Genomic DNA, 15,645 nt, shown 5'->3' on the forward strand with positions numbered 1-15,645 from the left:
GGCTACAGGGGGTGCCGGATGTCGGTCTCGCAGTAGACGGTGGTGCGGGCTTCGGTCGATGCGCACGCGCCATCGATCAGCGTGAGGTCGTCAAGCGCACGAGGCAGGGTCAGCACGTATCGCACCTGGTCGTTGCCCTGGCACTCCGCCGCTTCGGGCGGGCCAGGGCTCACGGTGAAGGTGATGACGGCTTCGGTCTCGGTGAGCTCGACCGTCGGCTCGTTGACGGTTCCGGTCACGCCGCTGTTGCACCCGAGGCGCGTCACGAGCACGGCGATCTCGGTCGACGTCGCGTCGAGTTGCTGCTGCGGTGCGAGCTCCCACACCGCGGTCGCGCGGTCGCTCTCGATGATGGTCGTGCACGCTCCGAGGGTCAGAGCCATCGTCGAGGTCAGCGCTAGCGACGCTGCCCATGCGCCGATCGTCGTCGCCATCGTTCGGTGTCGCACGGAGTCAGCCCCTGCCTTCGCGGTCATCCCACACTCTACAAAACTCGTCAGATTCCGGTTCGACTGACGCTGCACGAAGCGTGTCTGCCCTAGAACGGGGCCGTGGCCGGTGCTGGTGCTGGTGCTGGTGCTGGTGCTGGTGCTGGTGCTGGTGCTGGTGCTGGTGCTGGTGGTGATACCGGTGCCGGTGCCGGTGCCCGCATGCTTCCGCAACAGCGGACGGGGCGAGAACGATTCACCCCTTCCGCTGTTGTGGAAGGAGCGCGAAGGCAAGTCGTGTGCCGTGCACAGACAGACAGCGAAGAGCAGGCGAAGAGGGGCGTTCAGGCGGGGGCAAGCCGGGGCAGACGGGGTCAAGCCGGGGGAGGCGGGCGGCTGGGCGGCGCGGGCCGGCCTAGCCCTGCACGAGGGGAGCGCCCCAGCCGTCGTAGTCGCCGTGGTGCCCAGCGACGACGCCGAAGACCTCTTCGACCATGCGGTCGGCCGTCTCGACATCGACCGTCGCCTGCTGCGTGGCCCGCAGCGTCGCGCGAAACACCATTCGCCGCGCGACCGTCACGCTGTAGCCGAGCTGCTCGAGGGCGGCTGCCGCGGCGCGAGCATCCTTGATGGCGGAGAAATTCGCGAAGTGCTCGACCTCGCGGGGTGCGTCGACGTTGTCACGCATCTTGATGCGTTGCGAGTACTGCTCGACGTTGCACGTCAAGTGCGTCTGCATATCAGCCACTCGCGCGATGGTAGACCAGTATGGAGATAACCGCACATCCCGCGGACCACATACACCGCCACAAGCGGTGTGCACTTGGAGGCTTCAATGTTGAACACCATTGCGTCGAACACCACCGCGCCCACTCTGCTGCCCGACTTCGATCACGAACGGGTCACCACCGTCACCGGCTCGCGATCGGGCTTGCGCATCACCGCCGCCCTGCACTCCAGCGCCCTCGGCCCGGCCCTCGGCGGCTGCCGGCTCTGGACCTATGACCACTGGCTCGACGGTGTCGCCGACGCGATGCGACTCTCCCGTGCGATGACCATGAAGAACGCGCTCGCCGACGTCGGAGCGGGCGGCGGCAAAGCCGTCATCGCGCTCGCGGCGGGCGATGAACTCGATGCCGCGCGCCGACGCGACGCCCTGCTCGACCTCGGCGACCTCGTCGAGTCGTTCGGCGGCGCCTACATCACGACCGAAGACGTCGGAGTCACCGAGCGCGACATGGCCATCGTTCGAGAGCGCACCCAGCATGTCGTCGGGCTGCCCGCCGACGATGGCGGGTCGGGCGAGCCCGCCGCCGGCACCGCGCTCGGCGTGTTCGTCTCGATCGAGCGCGTGCTGCACGCGGTGTTCGGCTCGGCGTCGATCGAGGGCCGCACCTTCGTCGTCTCAGGGCTCGGGCAGGTGGGCGCGCGACTCGCCCGGCTGCTCGCAGGCGCGGGCGCCACTCTGTTCGTCACCGACATCAACCCCACCGCGCTCGCCATCGCCGACGAGCTCGGCGCCACCTGGATCAGCCCAGACTCCGCCGTCACGACCGAAGCCGACGTGTTCGTTCCCGCCGGCCTCGGCGGCATACTCACCGCACCCGTGATCGAGCAGCTGCCGGTGCGTGCCGTGTGCGGCCCGGCGAACAATCCCCTGGCCGAGCGAACGGGAGCCGACGCCCTCGCCGCGCGGGGCATCCTGTACGCCCCCGACTACGTCGTCAACGCGGGCGGAGTCATCCACCTCGCGCTCACCGAACGGGGCGAGAGCGCGGCAGACGTCGAAGCCCGGCTGCGCAGCATCGGCGACACCCTCGCCGACGTGCTCGCCAGCGCCGACGCTCGGGGCATCACGCCCCTCGACGCCGCCGACGCCATCGCGCTCGAGCGCGTGGCGGCCGCGCGCTGAGCGCGCGCACCTGAGAAGTCAACCCCCTGACGTCGCGCGAGCCCTCGACCTAGCGTGGGCACGCACGACCAGCGAACGAAAGGGAGTTCGACATGGCTACCGTCACGTCACAGATCGACATCGACATGCCCATCTCGACCGTCTACAACCAGTGGACGCAGTTCGAGAGCTTTCCGCAGTTCATGGGGGGCGTCGACTCGGTGATCCAAGTCACCGACACCCTCACGGCGTGGAAGGTCTCGATCGCGGGGGTGTCGCGCGAGTTCGAGGCCGAGATCGTCGAGCAGTCGCCCGACGAGCGCGTCGCCTGGAAGTCGACCGCCGGTGAAGAGCACAGCGGCGTTGTCACCTTTCACCGCCTCGACGCAGATCGCACCCGCATCGCCCTGCAATTGACGTGGGAGCCGCAAGGAGTCGTCGAAACGGTGGGCGCCCTGCTGCAGGTCGACGACATTCAGATCGACCGCGACCTGCACCGATTCAAAGAACTCATCGAGCAGAACGGCTTCGAGACCGGAGCCTGGCGCGGAGAAGTCGACCGCGAGCCAGACGCCACCGGCCGCTGACGCGGCCGCTCGTGCTCGCGCCGCTCAGAGCGACGCGAGCACGAGCGCGCCCGAAGCGACGACGAGGCCGACAATCTGCCAACGGGTCATGAGCTCGCGCAAGAACACGCGGCCGATGATCGCCGTGAAGATCGGGGCGGCGGGCGCCAATATCGCGAGCAGCACGAGGTCGCCCGCCTGTAGCGCGAGAACGAGGAACAGGTTGCCCGTGATGTCGAGGGCTCCGGCGGCGATGGGGATCAGTACGAGTGACCGTCGAGCGCGCAGCGAGGCTGTGATCGCGCGCCCGCGCCGGTAGAGCGTCCAGCCGAGAAAGAGCACGGCCACGACGGTGACGCCGATGCGCGCGCCGACGAGCGGCCACATGCCATCTGGCTCCGGCGCGGCGTTGATGGTGATGACGAAACCCGAGAAGAGCAGCGCAGCGATCATCGCCAGCACGGGGCCGCGCGCGCTGACTCGGTGCCCGTCGACGGGGCGTCGGTACGTGACGAGCAAGATCGCGACGATGCACAGCGCGAGACCGATCGCGCGCAGCGGCGTCATGGGGTCGCCCGCCACAAGCCCTGCGAGAGTGATCATCGCCGTCGTGACGACCGCGATGATGGCGCCCGCGATCCCCGCGGGCCCGATGGCGAAGGCGCGGTAGGCGATCGGGAGGCCCGCGCCGCCGAAAACACCGGCGACGAGTCCGATCGCAAACCCGACAGAGCTCGGTGTGCCCGGCATGAACGCGGCATAGACCACAGCGAGCACGATCGACGACAGCCCCGCGACCGAGACGACGATGGCCACTGGCAGTCGACGCGAGGCGACGCCCCCGATCACGTTGCTCATCGAGACGAACAGTGCGTTGATGAGGGTGAAGACGACAGCCATGTGCAGACCTTCGAGCAGAGTGAGAGTGGCCGCCGAACCAACTCGGGAGTCGCCTCACTCAGCTTACCGAGCGCGCCCTGTACGGTTGCGCGAGTGACCACACTCGACGCGGCCTTCGCCATTCTGCAGTGCCCGAGCTGCGGCGACCCGCTGACTCTGGCCGACGACGGTGCCACGTGCACCCAGCGCCACCACTTCGATCGCGCCCGCCAGGGCTATCTGAGTCTGCGCGCTGCGCACAAGGGCAAGGGGGCTCCGGCCAGCGGTGACACCCCTGAGATGCTCGAGGCGCGCGACCGCTTCCAGTCAGACGGCTTCCACGACGAGATCGCGGCTGCCGTGCTCGCCGCCGTGCCGGCCGACGCGCGCGGTTGGCTCGCCGACCTGGGTGGCGGCACCGGGTGGTATGCCGCCCAGATTCTGGATGCTCGCCCCGAGCTGCACGCCCTCGTACTCGATGCTTCCGCGGCCGCTGTGCGCATTGCCGCCCGCGCGCACGAGCGACTGGCGGCCGTGAGTGCCGACGTGTGGAGCGGTATTCCCGTGCGCGACGCCAGCGTCGAGGTCGCCCTGCGCGTGTTCGCGCCGGGCAGCGCGGCCGAAGTGCGCCGCATTCTCGCGCCGGGCGGCACCGCCGTGTTCGCCGTGCCGCATGCAGACCACCTGCGCGAGCTCGGGCACGGGCTCAAGCTCATGAAGGTGCCGGCTGGCAAGGCAGACGAGGTGGCGGCGAGCATCCCTGAGGCGACTCTGGTGAGTTCGGTCGAGGTGCGACGTCGCGTCGAACTCACGGTCGAGCAGGCGCTCGACGCCGTGTTCATGGGGCCCAACGCTTTTCATCAGGATCGCGCGAAGGTCGCAGCCGTGCTCGAGGGGTGGAAGGCGCCGATCAGTGTGACGCTCGCTGTGACCGTCGTGGCCTTGCAGGTCCCTTAGTCGCTCTTGCTGGCCCAGATTCGCCTCGAATCGTGGGTTTGCCGTGTCATAGCGCCCATGTGCGCCAGATCTGGCACAGAAGGGCGGGGGTTAGCCCCCGGAGAGCTCGTGGGTGGGCTGGATGGCCGCGGTAGCGCCGCTTCGCGAGGCTTGAGGGGTCGCGCGCACCCTGCGTCGTGGCAGTCTGACCTCAGGAGAAACTCATGACCACCGCCCCCGCCGCCACTGCGGCCCCCGCCGCCGACAGTTGGAGCTACGGCGCCGTCTGGCGCCGCGTGCCCCGCGCGCTCGGCTACCTTGTGCCGACGTTCATCATCGCGATCGTCGTCGCGACCGTTCTCAGTTCGCTCGTCTCTGGCGCCGTCAGCTTGCTGATCGTGCTCGTCGGCATCTACGTGCTCGCGCTCACCCTGCTGCTGGCCCGATACACCGGACAGTTCGAGATCGCGCGCCTGCGCCTCTCGGGTGAGACACCCATCGCGCAGCCGGTGTGGCCGAGCGACCCGAGCATGGTGTGGTGGAAGCGCTGGTTGCGCCCCCTCGCCAACGGGCGTTACTGGCTTGCTCTGCTGCACGGTGCGATCATCGCGCCGATCATCGCGACCGTCAGCTTCGTCGTGCTGACAATCTGGTTGACCCTCATCACGGTCGCGATTGCGATGCCGATTCGCCTCGCCGTGCTCGGAACCCGCGACTGGGAGTTCAACCCCCGCACCGCCGACTGGGTGATCGCGAACGGCTGGCTGCAGAGCGTGGCGCCTGCGATCGCTGTCGCGGCCATCATTCTCGGCGTGATCGCCGTCGTCACCCTGCCCTACGTGCTGCGCGGCCTCACCTGGCTGCACGCGGCGATCGCCCGGCCGTTCTTGGGTCGCTTCACGAACGAGCAGCTCGAGCAGCAGGTGTCGAATCTGTTCACCTCACGGCAGGCCGCCGTGGCCGCCGAGGGTTCGGCCCTGAGCCGCATCGAGCGTGACATTCACGACGGCCCGCAGCAGCGCCTCATCCGCCTGCAGATGGATCTCGCCGCCGCCGAACGCCGTCTCGCCGACGGAAGCGCCGACCCCGCCGAGGCGACGGCTTTGATTCAGGATGCCCGGCGTCAGGCCCAAGACGCCCTCGACGAGTTGCGCAACCTGTCGCGTGGCTTTGCTCCGCCCCTGCTGCTCGATCGTGGCCTCTTCGCGGCCCTGGAGTCGCTGGCTACCCGGTCGAGCATTCCGGTGACGCTCGCGACCGAGCTCGGAGCGACGGCGAACCTGCCAGACGAGGTGGCGCGCAACGCCTACTTCGTGGCGAGTGAGCTCATCGCGAACGCCGCGAAGCACTCGACGGCGAACCGCATCACGCTCAGCGTCTCGGCGGTCGACGGCGAGCTCGTCATCACGGTGACCGACGACGGCGTGGGCGGAGCGGTCGAGAAGACCGGGCACGGCCTTGTCGGGCTGCGCGACCGCGCGGCAGGCATGGGCGGCACTTTCGCGGTGTCGAGCCCCGATGGCGGCCCGACCGAGGTTCGCGTCACGTTGCCGCTCGCGGGCGTGGGCGCAGCATCCGTCGCCGCCGACAGTGCGCCGACTGCCTAGGCTGAACGCCATGCCAGCCCTTCGCGTTGCGGTCGCCGATGATTCGGTGCTGCTGCGCGAAGGGCTCGTGCGCGTGCTCGGCGACGCGGGGGTGCAGGTGGTCGGGTCGTTCGGCGACGCAGACTCGCTGCTCGCCGCGCTGCCCGGCCTCGCGGCCGATGCCGTCGTGCTCGACGTGCGCATGCCCCCCACGTTTCGCGACGAGGGGGTGCGCGCCGCGATCGAGTTGCGGCGGCAGCACCCCGGGGTCGCGATTCTGCTGCTGTCGCAGTATGTCGAGGTGGCCTATGCGCAAGAGCTGCTGGCCTCGGGCACGGGCGGCGTCGGCTATCTGCTGAAAGACCGCGTCATCTCGCTCGACGAGGTGCGCGATGCTCTCGACCGTGTCGCCGCGGGCGGAACCGTGCTCGACCCGGAGGTGATCACGCAGCTCATGGCCCGCCGAGTCGACCCCCTGCAGTCGCTGACGCCGCGAGAGCGCGAGGTGCTCGAACTCATGGCCCAGGGGCGCACGAATGCCGCGATCGCCGCAGCCCTGTTCATCGGCGTCGGAGCCGTCGAAAAGCACATCTCGGCCATCTTCGCCAAGCTCGGTCTCGACGCGGCTGAGGGCGACCACCGCCGTGTGCTCGCCGTCTTGGCGTGGCTGCAGGCTCAGTAGCGGGCGAGAACCTCGGCATCGCGCGCGTGGGTGAGCGCGCGGCGCACCGCGTCGAGAGCGTCGACCGGTTCGGTGTCGATGAGGGCGAGGGATGCCCGCAATTCGATTTCTGCCTCGTTGAGCCGCGCGCGCGCCCCGGCAGAGCCGCCCGACGTCAGTGCGGCGCGGGCCGCAGCCACCTGGGCTTCAGTCTGCACTCGTGCGGCCTGAAACGCCTCGCGCGCGTGCGCGAGGCGTTGCGCCTGCGTGCGCGACGAGGCGAGCGCCACCTCGACGGCGTCGAGCGCTCTGCGCAGGTCGTCGAGCTGCTCGAAGGGGTCGGTGGGTGCGCTGCCCTGCGCGGGGCCGCTCATCGTGCGGTCGAGCTGGGCCACCGCCGCGGTGATGGCCGCGCCCGAGTCGCCGTCGGGCGCGGCGGCGGCAGCCTCGAGCGCCTCTGACCGCACGGTGCGAGAGTCGTCACGCAACCTCGTGAGCGCTGCGACCGCGTCGTCGAGCCGCGCGGCCGTCGCACCCACCAGGCCCAGAGTCTGCTCGGCCGAGAACAGCAGGCGCTCGGCGTCGGCGATGGTCGTCATCACCCGGGGGGCGGGGGCGGTGAGCCCGGGGGCGGCGTCGGCTGCGAGGCTGTCGGCACGCTCGAGTTCGCGGGCAGCTCGCTCGGGGGCGTCGGCGGCGGGGCCGAGCGTGGCGGGGGAGTTGTGCTCGAGCAGGGCATCCCGTTGCCGCGTGACGGCGACGAGGCGCTCGCGGGCGTCGGCGATGCCGCGACGCAACCGGTCGAGTCTGTCGCCCGCGGTCGATTCGAGTGATCGGCGATCGCGAAAGGCCGTTGCGTGCTCGCCCAGCTCTCGGTCGATGCGGTCGGCGAGCATGACGATGCGGGCCGCGCGCTCGCGATTGGCGAGACCGGCGCCGGGCTCGTCGTCGATGAGCCGATGCAAGCGGAAGATCTCGGCACGGTCGGAGCGCGCCTGTTGCACGGCATCGAGGTAGTCGGCGGCGGCAGTCTCGCCGAACTGCGCGATCGCGAACTCGACGTCGCCTTCGCCCTCGGCGATGCGGTCGTCGGCGCGCACGAGAGCAGAGCCCGCGCGGCGGCGCACCTCGCCCGAGACTTGTGCCGGGCGGGTGCGGCGGCGGGAGACGATGACGAACCCCACGACGAACACGGCGCCGATGACGACGAGCACGGTCACGCCTCCGGCGACGAGCGCCGAGACGAACCCGCCCACAATCTCCACGCCGCAATTCTAGGCGGGCCGGTTCGGTGGCAGACCGGCTGAAATGCCGAGAATCTAGGGGCTCTCGCCGTAGGGTGGCCGCGTGTGGCGTGCCGACCGATACGACGATCATGAGATCGACGCCGACGACGCCAGCGGGGCGAACCCGCTGCAGCCGTCGTCGGTGCGGTTCGACGACCCTCGGGTGGTGCCCATGAACGTCGCGGCCCCGATGTGGCATCGCTGGCTCGCCGAGCTCGCGCAGGTGGGTGGGCCCAGCACGCTGCTGCACTTCGCCGACGACCCGCGCGGCCGCATCGAGCTGGGCACGAGCCACCCCGGTGGTCTCGCACGCTTCATCGCCGGAAGCCCCACACTCTTGAGCAATCTCGTGCGTGACGATGTGGCGCTCAAGCACGCGCGCATCGCCGCCGAGCGCATCGCCGACGCCGGTGTCGAGTTGGCGAGTGCTCGAGGCATCGACGCCGTGCACCTCGGCATCGGATTGGTGTCGTGGCGCTTCGACGGGGTCGACCACTGCGCACCTCTGCTGCTGCGCCCGCTGCGGCTGCGTCGTCGGGGCCGCGATGTCGAGTTGACGCTGACGCACTCTGTTCGGGTGAACCCCGCTCTCGTGCGGGCGCTCGCCGAGCAGTTCTCGGTGCACCTCGATGAGGCGGCGTTCGTCGCCCTGGCGCATGATGGCGACTCGTTCAAGCCGAACCCGCCGCTCGATCGGCTGAGGGGTCTCACCGCGCACCTCGAGGGCTTCACGATCAGCCCTCGACTGATCGTGAGCACGTTCGCCGAGGTGGCCCCGCAGCTCGTCGCCGACGCTCACGATCTCGCCCACCCCGTGCTCGATGCCCTGGCCGGCAACACGAGCGCCCGATGGGCCGTGAATGAGGGGGTGTCGCCGGTCGAGGCGGCGCCCGCCGATCAGCGCCCGCCCGAGACTGATCTGCTGCTGCTCGACGCCGATGCCGAGCAAGAGCACGTGATCGCGTCGATCGTGGCCGGCAATTCTCTCGTCGTGAAGACGCTGCCCGGCACGGGCGCGACGCAGACTGTGGTCAACGCGCTCGGGGCACTCGTCGCCCACAACAAGCGCGTCTTGGTGGTGAGCCCGCGGCGGGCGAGCCTGCGCACCATCTCGCAGCGCTTCAGCGATATCGGGCTGCCGGGCATCGCCGTCTCGCTGCGCAGTCTGCACCGCGATGTCATCAGGGCCATCAGCCGCAACGAGAAGACCCAGCGGCCTCAGGTGGCCGACGTCAACGAAGCCCTCATGCGCCTGCGCGCGGTGCTGCTCGACTATCGCGAAGCACTGTCTCGCCCTGATCCGCAGCTCGGCATCAGCGTCATCGACTGCGTCACCGAGTTGAGCCGTCTGGCGCTGCTGCCCACCCCACCGACCACGCGGGCGCGGCTCAGCCGGGCGGCCGTCGAGCTGCTCGCCTCTGACCGGCGTGAAGCGGCCGAGACGATGGTGCACGCCGCCGAACTGGGTCAGTTCAGCTACGGGCCCGCAGATTCGCCGTGGTACGGAGCCACCTTCCAGACCGGTGACGAGGCCGCGCAGGCTCAGCAACTGGCTCGACGGCTGCACCTCGAGAGCGTGCCGCGGCTCATCGAGCGGGGTCGGGCGCTCATCGCGTCGACGCCGATGCGCCCCTTCGAGACGATCGCCGAGCTTGGCATCTACGTTCGGCTGCTCGCCGATCTTCGGCACACTCTCGACAAGTTTCAGCCCGCGGTGTTCGATCGTTCGCTGAGCGAGCTCATCGCGGCGACCGCGCCTCGGCGAGAGTCGTCGACCATGCCCGCGGCCACGCGCCGCCGGCTCAAGGCGCTCGCGAAAGAGTACTTGCGGCCGGGAGTCAGCGTGAGCGATCTGCACGAGTCGCTCACCCACATTCAGCAGCAGCGCGTGCTGTGGCAGCGCTTCGTGCCCAGCGGCATCACTCCGACCGTGCCGGTGGGCATCGCCGATGTCGCCGTGGCCCTGCAGCAGGTCGAGCTCGACCTCGCCGCCCTCGATGCGCCGCTGGGGCACCACAGCCGCGACCAGCAACTGGCCCACCGCCCGCTCGGCGACCTGCATCGGCTGCTCGAGGCGCTGGCGGCCGAGAGCGATGTCCTCGCCAACCTGCAAGAGCGCACGACGCTGCTGCGACAGCTCGAACGGTGGGATGTCGCACCGCTGCTGAGCGATCTGGCGACTCGCCACGTCGCGCGCGATCAGGTCGCCGCCGAGCTCGAGCTGGCCTGGTGGCGGTCTGCCCTCGACAGCCTGCTGCAGCACGACCGGGCACTGCTGGGCGTCGAGAGCGATGTGCTCGAACGCCTCGAGGCCGACTTCAGGCTCGTCGACGAGACGCATGCCGCCGGAGCCGCGCAACTGCTCGCGTGGCAGCTCGCCGAGAACTGGTCGATCGGCATCACCGACTGGCCCGATGAGGCCGACGCGCTGCGCACAGCGCTCAGGTCTGGTCACCTGTCGTCGGCGACGCTGCACGGCGAGGCCCCGCACCTCAGCCGACCGATCGCGCCGATCTGGCTCGCGTCGCCCTACGACGTGCACCTGGTCAGCGACGAGATTCCGTTCGACACCGTCATGCTGCTCGACGCCGGGGCGGTCACGGTGGCCGAGGTGGCGAGCGCCGTGCGTCGCGGCCGTCAGGTGGTCGCCGTGGGCGACCCGGTGACGCAGGCCCCCGCGCCGTTCCGCATCGCGATCGGCGACGTGGTCGATGATGGCGATGTGGATGCCCGGCACGCCGGCTCGGCACTGTTCCAGTTGAGCGAGCTGCTGCCGGCGGCGTCGCTCACGCGCTCGTACCGCGCGGGCGGCGAAGACCTCGCCGAGCTCGTGAACCGCAGGTTCTACGCCGGCCGCATTGAGTCGTTGCCGTGGGCCGGATCGTTTCTCGGGCATCCCTCGATCGCCGTCGACTACCTCGAGGGCGGCCACGGCATGCCCGACGACGACACGGGAGCGATCGAGAGCGTCGACGTCGAAGTGCACCGCACCGTCGAGCTGGTCATCGAGCACGCTACGGCGCGTCCGCACGAGTCGCTTATGGTCATCACCGCGAGCGCGAAGCACGCTGGTCGGGTTCACGCGGCGGTGCTCGAAGCGCTCACCCACCGGCCCGACTTGCACGATGTGTTGCTGGGCGACCGCGCCGAGCCGTTCGCGGTGCTCACCATCGAGCAGTCGGTGGCGCAGGCGCGCGACCGCGTGATCTTCTCGATCGGCTTCGGTCGCACGCCGCACGGGCGAGTGCTGAGCGAGTTCGGGTCGCTGGGGCGGCCCGGGGGCGATCGCTTGCTGGCCGTCGCGATGACGCGAGCGCGCCGCTTCGTGCGCATCGTCAGCTGCATCCGCGCCGGCGACCTCGACGACGACCGACTCTCGCACGGCGCGCGAGCGCTCGCCGACCTGCTCACCGATATCGAGGCGCGCCGCACCGCAGACGAGCTGCCAGACGACAGCGACCCGATGCTCATCGACCTCGCCCGCAGGCTCGAGGCGCGCGGCATGAAGGTTGCGCTCGGGCACCGCGGCAAGCTGCCCCTGGTGGCGAGCCGCGGCGGGTACTGCGTCGCCGTCGAGACCGATGCCGCCCTCAGCGGGCTGTCGCTGCGCGAGTCGTTGCGCTTGCGCCCCGACCTGTTGCGTCGGCTCGGCTGGCACTACGCGCGCGTGCACGTCTTCGAACTCTTCAGCGACCCTGAGGCCGTGGCCGATCGCATTCTCGCGCTCGCGGGTGGCTCGCCGTCGGGCGCAGCCACCGAAGAGCTCGCGATCTCGCGCTGAGGGGGCGCGTAGCCTGGTGGCATGAGCGAGACGGATGCGGGGCGCGCCCCGAGCGGCCACCGTCGCACTGCGCGCCGGGTGACGACAGCGCCACCCCCAGGGTCTGACCCGGCGCCGAGTGCCGAGCCGCCGCGGCACCAGGTCGACGACAACGATGAGCGCCTGCGCGCCGAGAAGCCCCCGCACTACTGATGGTGTCGAGCGACCTGCCCGCAGCGCCGGGAGAGACCGATCTCGGGGTGCTGCTGAGGTCGATGCACCCCGAGGTGCTCTCGGGCGACTGGTTCTTCACCACCGTCGACTCGGCGGGTGACGTCGCCGCGGCTGCCACCGTGCGCGAACCTGAGGGGCTGTCGGTGGTCGTCGACCGGGCCGAGGCCGAGCGCATCGGAGCCCCGACGTCGCACGCCTATCGGTGGATCACCCTGCGGGTGCATTCGTCGCTCGACGCGGTGGGTTTGACGGCGACGGTGAGTGCGGCACTCACCGAGCGCGGCATCAGTTGCAACGTGATCGCGGGAGCCTTCCACGATCACCTGCTCGTGCCGGCGGCGCGCGTCGACGACGCGGTGGCGGCGCTGGTCGTGCTCGCCGAGTCTGCCTAGGGCGTCGCGCCGTCGCGCTTCGCGAGCAGGTCGCGTATCTCGGCGAGCAGCTCGAGCTCGGTCGGCGCCGCGGCCTCGTCGACGACGGGCTCTCCGGCGCGGCGGCGCTGCTCGGCGTGCCGCTTGAGATGGTTGATGGGCACGACGAGTGCGAAGTACACGACGGCGGCGACGATGAGAAAGTTGAGCACCGCGCCGATCACCGCACCGAAGTACATCACCGACTCACCCCCCGACACCGTCGGAATCGCCACCGGCAGCGCTTCGGCGAGGGTCTCGGCGTTGAACAGCGCCCCGATGAGCGGGTTGATGACGGCGTTGACGATCGAGGTGACGACCGCGGTGAAGGCTGCGCCGATGACGACGGCGACCGCGAGGTCGATGACGTTGCCGCGAACGATGAACTCTTTGAATCCCTTGAGCATGCGACGATGCTACGTCGTGAGGGCTACGTCGCGGCGGCCGGCGCGGGCGACGACGTGGTCGTCGATGATGCACCGGATGCTGAGCTCGCGGCCTTCTCGCCCGAGCTCTTCGAGCTCGACTCGCTCGAGGTCTTCTCGCCCGACGACTTCTTGTCAGACCCCGCCCGGCTGTCGGTGCGGTAGAAGCCCGAGCCGTTGAACGTGACGCCGATGGCAGAGAAGACCTTGCGCAGCCTGCCCTCGCACGAGGGGCATTCGGTCAACGAGTCGTCGGTGAAGGCCTGCTGAATGTCGAACGCCACCGAGCACTCGGTGCAGCGGTACGAATACGTGGGCATGGGGTGACCTCCACCCTCCAGAATACGATGCGGAAGGGCATCCCCCTGACCGGCCGCGACTACGCCGAGAAGCGCACGATCGCGCTGGGGGTGACCGCGCCGTCGACCGCCTGATCGTGTCGTTCTCGGGGCAGTTCGTCGACGACCTCTCCGTCGAAGACGACGGCGAAGACGGGCGGGCGTCGATCCATCGAACCGAGGGTCTTGTCGAAGTAGCCGCGGCCCCACCCCATGCGCATGCCGCCCCGGTCGACGGCGGCGGCGGGCACGAAGATGAGCCCGACGTCGTTGATGGCGATCGGGCCGAGCACTTCGGTGGTCGGAACCGGCATGCCGATGAGGTCGCTCGACTCGTCTGCGGCGTCGAAGGTCGCCCAGTCGAGCAGCCCGTCATCGCGCGATACCGGCAGCAGCACCCGGATGTTCTGCTCGGTCGCCCAGCGCAAGAACGGCCTCGTCTCGGGCTCGTCGGGCGTGGCGAGGTAGCACGCGATCGCCTCGGGCGCGAGAGCCGTCGTGAGCGAGATGAGCTGCTGCGTGAGCGACTCGGTGGCGCTGTCGCGCTCGAGCTGCGACCGGATGCGCCTGCGCTCACGCAACTCGGCTCGCAGGGCGCGCTTGGCCGTGATCGCGTCGCCATCGGGCTCAGAAGGCATACAGCCATGCTAGGCCCGCCCCGATACGCTGAGCCCATGAAGCGCAGAATCAGCAAGGCAGTCATTCCCGCGGCCGGGCTCGGAACCAGGTTCCTTCCCGCCACCAAGGCGATGCCGAAAGAGATGCTGCCCGTCGTCGACAAGCCCGCCATCCAGTACGTGGTCGAAGAGGCCGTGGCGTCTGGGCTCACCGACGTGCTCATGATCACGGGGCGCAACAAGACGGCGCTCGAGAACCACTTCGACCGGGTCGGCGAGCTCGAGGCGACCCTCGAGAAGAAGGGTGACACCGACAAGCTCGCGAAGGTCGAATACTCGACCGACCTGGCTGACATGCACTACGTGCGGCAGGGCGACCCCCTCGGTCTCGGCCACGCCGTGCTGCGCGCCCACATGCACGTCGGGCGCGAGGCGTTCGCGGTGCTGCTCGGTGACGACATCATCGACCCGCGCGACCCGCTGCTCGATCGCATGATCGAGGTGCACGAGTCGAAGAACACGAGCGTCATCGCCCTGCTCGAGGTCGACCCGGCGCAGGCGCACCTGTATGGCGTGGCGACGATCGAGCAGACCGACGACCCCGATGTGGTGCGCGTCATCGACCTGGTCGAGAAGCCTGCCCCCGGCACGGCCCCCTCGAACCTCGCCATCATCGGCCGCTATGTCTTGAAGCCCGAGATCTTCGACATTCTCGAGCACACCGAGCCCGGCAAGGGCGGCGAGATTCAATTGACCGATGCTCTGCTCGAGCTCGCCGGCGACGATGAGGCTGGCGGAGTGCACGGCGTGGTGTTCCGCGGCAGGCGGTATGACACGGGTGACCGTCTCGACTACATCAAGGCGATCGTGCAGCTGGCGGTCGAGCGCGACGACCTCGGCCCCGAGCTGCGGCCGTGGCTGCGCGAGTTCACCGCACGCATGGATTAAGCAGCAGGACTCTGCAGTGGCACCCACCATCCCTACCTTGCGCGACGAGGCCACCGTGCTGCGCCCGATTCGGGTGCGCGACGCTCGTGCTCTCGAACGCGAGCTGCTCGAGAGCCGTGCCTGGCTGCGGCCGTGGGAGGCCACGAGCCCCTCGGCTCCGATGAATTGGGATACCCGCGGCAGCATCCGCTCGCTACTGGCCGGCGCACGCGCGGGCACCGGTTTGCCGTTCATCATCGAGACCGAGGGTCGACTGGCGGGGCAACTCAACGTCAGCGGTATGTCATACGGCTCGCTCGCCTCGGCCTCGATCGGCTACTGGGTGGGCGCAGGCTTCGCAGGGCGTGGCTTGACGCCCACCGCTGTCGCGCTCGCGACCGACTACGTGTTCTTCACGACGGGGCTGCACCGCATGGAGATCTGCATCCGCCCCGAGAACGCGCCGTCGTTGCGCGTCGTCGAAAAGCTCGGCTTCAGGTATGAGGGCCTCCGTCGCCGCTTCATCCACATCAACAACGATTGGCGCGACCACTTCTGCTTCGCCCTGACGGTCGAAGAGGTGCCCCAGGGCGTGCTGAGCCGCTGGAAGTCGGGCCGTGTGAACCCGCTCGCGGCCGAGGTGCCCGAGGTCGACCGCATTGCCGCCCGGCAGGGCATCCCCTTGCCGCCCGCGCGGTAGG

Annotated in this window: 17 protein-coding genes; 10 read left to right on the plus strand and 7 right to left on the minus strand. The window is 69.6% G+C overall.

Annotation, left to right across the window (positions count from 1 at the left end; genetic code table 11):
• Positions 1-2: 2 nt before the first annotated feature.
• Positions 3-476: a hypothetical protein gene (locus tag KIT89_RS12680; protein ID WP_297602172.1), complete on the minus strand. Its 474-nt coding sequence runs from the start codon at positions 474-476 to the stop codon at positions 3-5.
• Positions 477-843: 367 nt separating this feature from the next.
• A complete protein-coding gene (locus KIT89_RS12685) occupies positions 844-1,167 on the minus strand; it encodes a ribonuclease E inhibitor RraB (RefSeq protein ID WP_297603968.1) in 324 nt (107 codons plus the stop codon).
• A gap of 96 nt (positions 1,168-1,263) precedes the next feature.
• Between KIT89_RS12685 and KIT89_RS12690 the strand changes: the two genes are divergently transcribed.
• Positions 1,264-2,340, plus strand: a complete 1,077-nt coding sequence (locus KIT89_RS12690; RefSeq protein ID WP_297602174.1) for a Glu/Leu/Phe/Val dehydrogenase dimerization domain-containing protein — start codon at positions 1,264-1,266, stop codon at positions 2,338-2,340.
• A 92-nt stretch (positions 2,341-2,432) separates the two neighbouring features.
• Positions 2,433-2,906 (plus strand): SRPBCC family protein, encoded by a 474-nt coding sequence (locus tag KIT89_RS12695; protein WP_297602176.1) that lies wholly within the window; start codon positions 2,433-2,435, stop codon positions 2,904-2,906.
• A gap of 24 nt (positions 2,907-2,930) precedes the next feature.
• Here KIT89_RS12695 and KIT89_RS12700 read toward each other — a convergent pair whose 3' ends face one another.
• Positions 2,931-3,785 carry a DMT family transporter gene (locus KIT89_RS12700; protein ID WP_297602179.1) on the minus strand — a complete coding sequence of 285 codons (855 nt, stop codon included), beginning with the start codon at positions 3,783-3,785 and terminating at the stop codon, positions 2,931-2,933.
• A gap of 93 nt (positions 3,786-3,878) precedes the next feature.
• Between KIT89_RS12700 and KIT89_RS12705 the strand changes: the two genes are divergently transcribed.
• From KIT89_RS12705 to KIT89_RS12715, 3 genes are all read left to right on the plus strand, one after another.
• On the plus strand, positions 3,879-4,721 hold the full coding sequence (locus KIT89_RS12705) for a putative RNA methyltransferase (RefSeq protein ID WP_297602181.1): 843 nt from the start codon (positions 3,879-3,881) through the stop codon (positions 4,719-4,721).
• A gap of 203 nt (positions 4,722-4,924) precedes the next feature.
• The gene (locus KIT89_RS12710; protein WP_297602183.1) at positions 4,925-6,307 is read left to right on the plus strand and encodes a sensor histidine kinase; all 1,383 of its coding nucleotides are present in this window, start codon (positions 4,925-4,927) and stop codon (positions 6,305-6,307) included.
• A gap of 10 nt (positions 6,308-6,317) precedes the next feature.
• Positions 6,318-6,968: a response regulator transcription factor gene (locus KIT89_RS12715; RefSeq protein WP_297602185.1), complete on the plus strand. Its 651-nt coding sequence runs from the start codon at positions 6,318-6,320 to the stop codon at positions 6,966-6,968.
• Here KIT89_RS12715 and KIT89_RS12720 read toward each other — a convergent pair.
• Positions 6,962-8,212, minus strand: a complete 1,251-nt coding sequence (locus tag KIT89_RS12720; RefSeq protein ID WP_297602187.1) for a hypothetical protein — start codon at positions 8,210-8,212, stop codon at positions 6,962-6,964. The genes KIT89_RS12715 and KIT89_RS12720 overlap by 7 nt on opposite strands.
• An 82-nt stretch (positions 8,213-8,294) precedes the next feature.
• Here KIT89_RS12720 and KIT89_RS12725 point away from each other — a divergent pair, with 82 nt between their 5' ends.
• Genes KIT89_RS12725 through KIT89_RS12735 form a run of 3 tightly spaced genes read left to right on the plus strand, consistent with a single transcriptional unit; the run spans position 8,295 to position 12,619 of the window.
• Positions 8,295-12,014, plus strand: a complete 3,720-nt coding sequence (locus KIT89_RS12725) for an AAA family ATPase (protein ID WP_297602189.1) — start codon at positions 8,295-8,297, stop codon at positions 12,012-12,014.
• Between the two features lie 21 nt (positions 12,015-12,035).
• Entirely contained in the window at positions 12,036-12,206 is a 171-nt protein-coding gene (locus KIT89_RS12730) for a hypothetical protein (RefSeq protein ID WP_297602190.1), read from the plus strand.
• Positions 12,206-12,619 carry an ACT domain-containing protein gene (locus KIT89_RS12735; RefSeq protein WP_297602192.1) on the plus strand — a complete coding sequence of 138 codons (414 nt, stop codon included), beginning with the start codon at positions 12,206-12,208 and terminating at the stop codon, positions 12,617-12,619. The genes KIT89_RS12730 and KIT89_RS12735 overlap by 1 nt, the downstream gene beginning before the upstream one ends.
• Here KIT89_RS12735 and mscL read toward each other — a convergent pair.
• From mscL to KIT89_RS12750, 3 genes are read right to left on the minus strand one after another with little or no spacing between them, the layout of a single operon-like run.
• A complete protein-coding gene (gene mscL / locus KIT89_RS12740) occupies positions 12,616-13,044 on the minus strand; it encodes a large conductance mechanosensitive channel protein MscL (protein ID WP_297602194.1) in 429 nt (142 codons plus the stop codon). The genes KIT89_RS12735 and mscL overlap by 4 nt on opposite strands.
• Positions 13,045-13,067: 23 nt before the next feature.
• Entirely contained in the window at positions 13,068-13,382 is a 315-nt protein-coding gene (locus tag KIT89_RS12745) for an FmdB family zinc ribbon protein (RefSeq protein ID WP_297602196.1), read from the minus strand.
• Between the two features lie 59 nt (positions 13,383-13,441).
• Positions 13,442-14,038, minus strand: coding sequence for a 5-formyltetrahydrofolate cyclo-ligase (locus tag KIT89_RS12750; protein ID WP_297602197.1), 597 nt, complete (start codon positions 14,036-14,038; stop codon positions 13,442-13,444).
• Positions 14,039-14,074: 36 nt separating this feature from the next.
• Here KIT89_RS12750 and galU point away from each other — a divergent pair, with 36 nt between their 5' ends.
• Together galU and KIT89_RS12760 are read left to right on the plus strand one after the other, a co-directional pair.
• Positions 14,075-14,965, plus strand: a complete 891-nt coding sequence (gene galU / locus KIT89_RS12755) for a UTP--glucose-1-phosphate uridylyltransferase GalU (protein WP_297602199.1) — start codon at positions 14,075-14,077, stop codon at positions 14,963-14,965.
• A 16-nt stretch (positions 14,966-14,981) separates the two neighbouring features.
• Entirely contained in the window at positions 14,982-15,644 is a 663-nt protein-coding gene (locus tag KIT89_RS12760) for a GNAT family protein (protein ID WP_297602201.1), read from the plus strand.
• The last annotated feature ends 1 nt before the right edge of the window (position 15,645 follow it).

Origin of the sequence: Microcella sp., assembly GCF_025808395.1 — a bacterium.
Classification (GTDB): Bacteria; Actinomycetota; Actinomycetes; order Actinomycetales; family Microbacteriaceae; genus Microcella.

Excerpts from the sequence above, each read along its gene's own strand:
- KIT89_RS12680 (WP_297602172.1), bottom strand. The coding sequence starts at position 476 with ATGACCGCGAAGGCAGGGGCTGACTCCGTGCGACACCGAACGATGGCG.
- KIT89_RS12685 (WP_297603968.1), bottom strand. The coding sequence starts at position 1,167 with ATGCAGACGCACTTGACGTGCAACGTCGAGCAGTACTCGCAACGCATC.
- KIT89_RS12690 (WP_297602174.1), top strand. The coding sequence starts at position 1,264 with ATGTTGAACACCATTGCGTCGAACACCACCGCGCCCACTCTGCTGCCC.
- KIT89_RS12695 (WP_297602176.1), top strand. The coding sequence starts at position 2,433 with ATGGCTACCGTCACGTCACAGATCGACATCGACATGCCCATCTCGACC.
- KIT89_RS12700 (WP_297602179.1), bottom strand. The coding sequence starts at position 3,785 with ATGGCTGTCGTCTTCACCCTCATCAACGCACTGTTCGTCTCGATGAGC.
- KIT89_RS12710 (WP_297602183.1), top strand. The coding sequence starts at position 4,925 with ATGACCACCGCCCCCGCCGCCACTGCGGCCCCCGCCGCCGACAGTTGG.
- KIT89_RS12715 (WP_297602185.1), top strand. The coding sequence starts at position 6,318 with ATGCCAGCCCTTCGCGTTGCGGTCGCCGATGATTCGGTGCTGCTGCGC.
- KIT89_RS12730 (WP_297602190.1), top strand. The coding sequence starts at position 12,036 with ATGAGCGAGACGGATGCGGGGCGCGCCCCGAGCGGCCACCGTCGCACT.
- KIT89_RS12735 (WP_297602192.1), top strand. The coding sequence starts at position 12,206 with ATGGTGTCGAGCGACCTGCCCGCAGCGCCGGGAGAGACCGATCTCGGG.
- mscL (WP_297602194.1), bottom strand. The coding sequence starts at position 13,044 with ATGCTCAAGGGATTCAAAGAGTTCATCGTTCGCGGCAACGTCATCGAC.
- KIT89_RS12745 (WP_297602196.1), bottom strand. The coding sequence starts at position 13,382 with ATGCCCACGTATTCGTACCGCTGCACCGAGTGCTCGGTGGCGTTCGAC.
- KIT89_RS12750 (WP_297602197.1), bottom strand. The coding sequence starts at position 14,038 with ATGCCTTCTGAGCCCGATGGCGACGCGATCACGGCCAAGCGCGCCCTG.
- galU (WP_297602199.1), top strand. The coding sequence starts at position 14,075 with ATGAAGCGCAGAATCAGCAAGGCAGTCATTCCCGCGGCCGGGCTCGGA.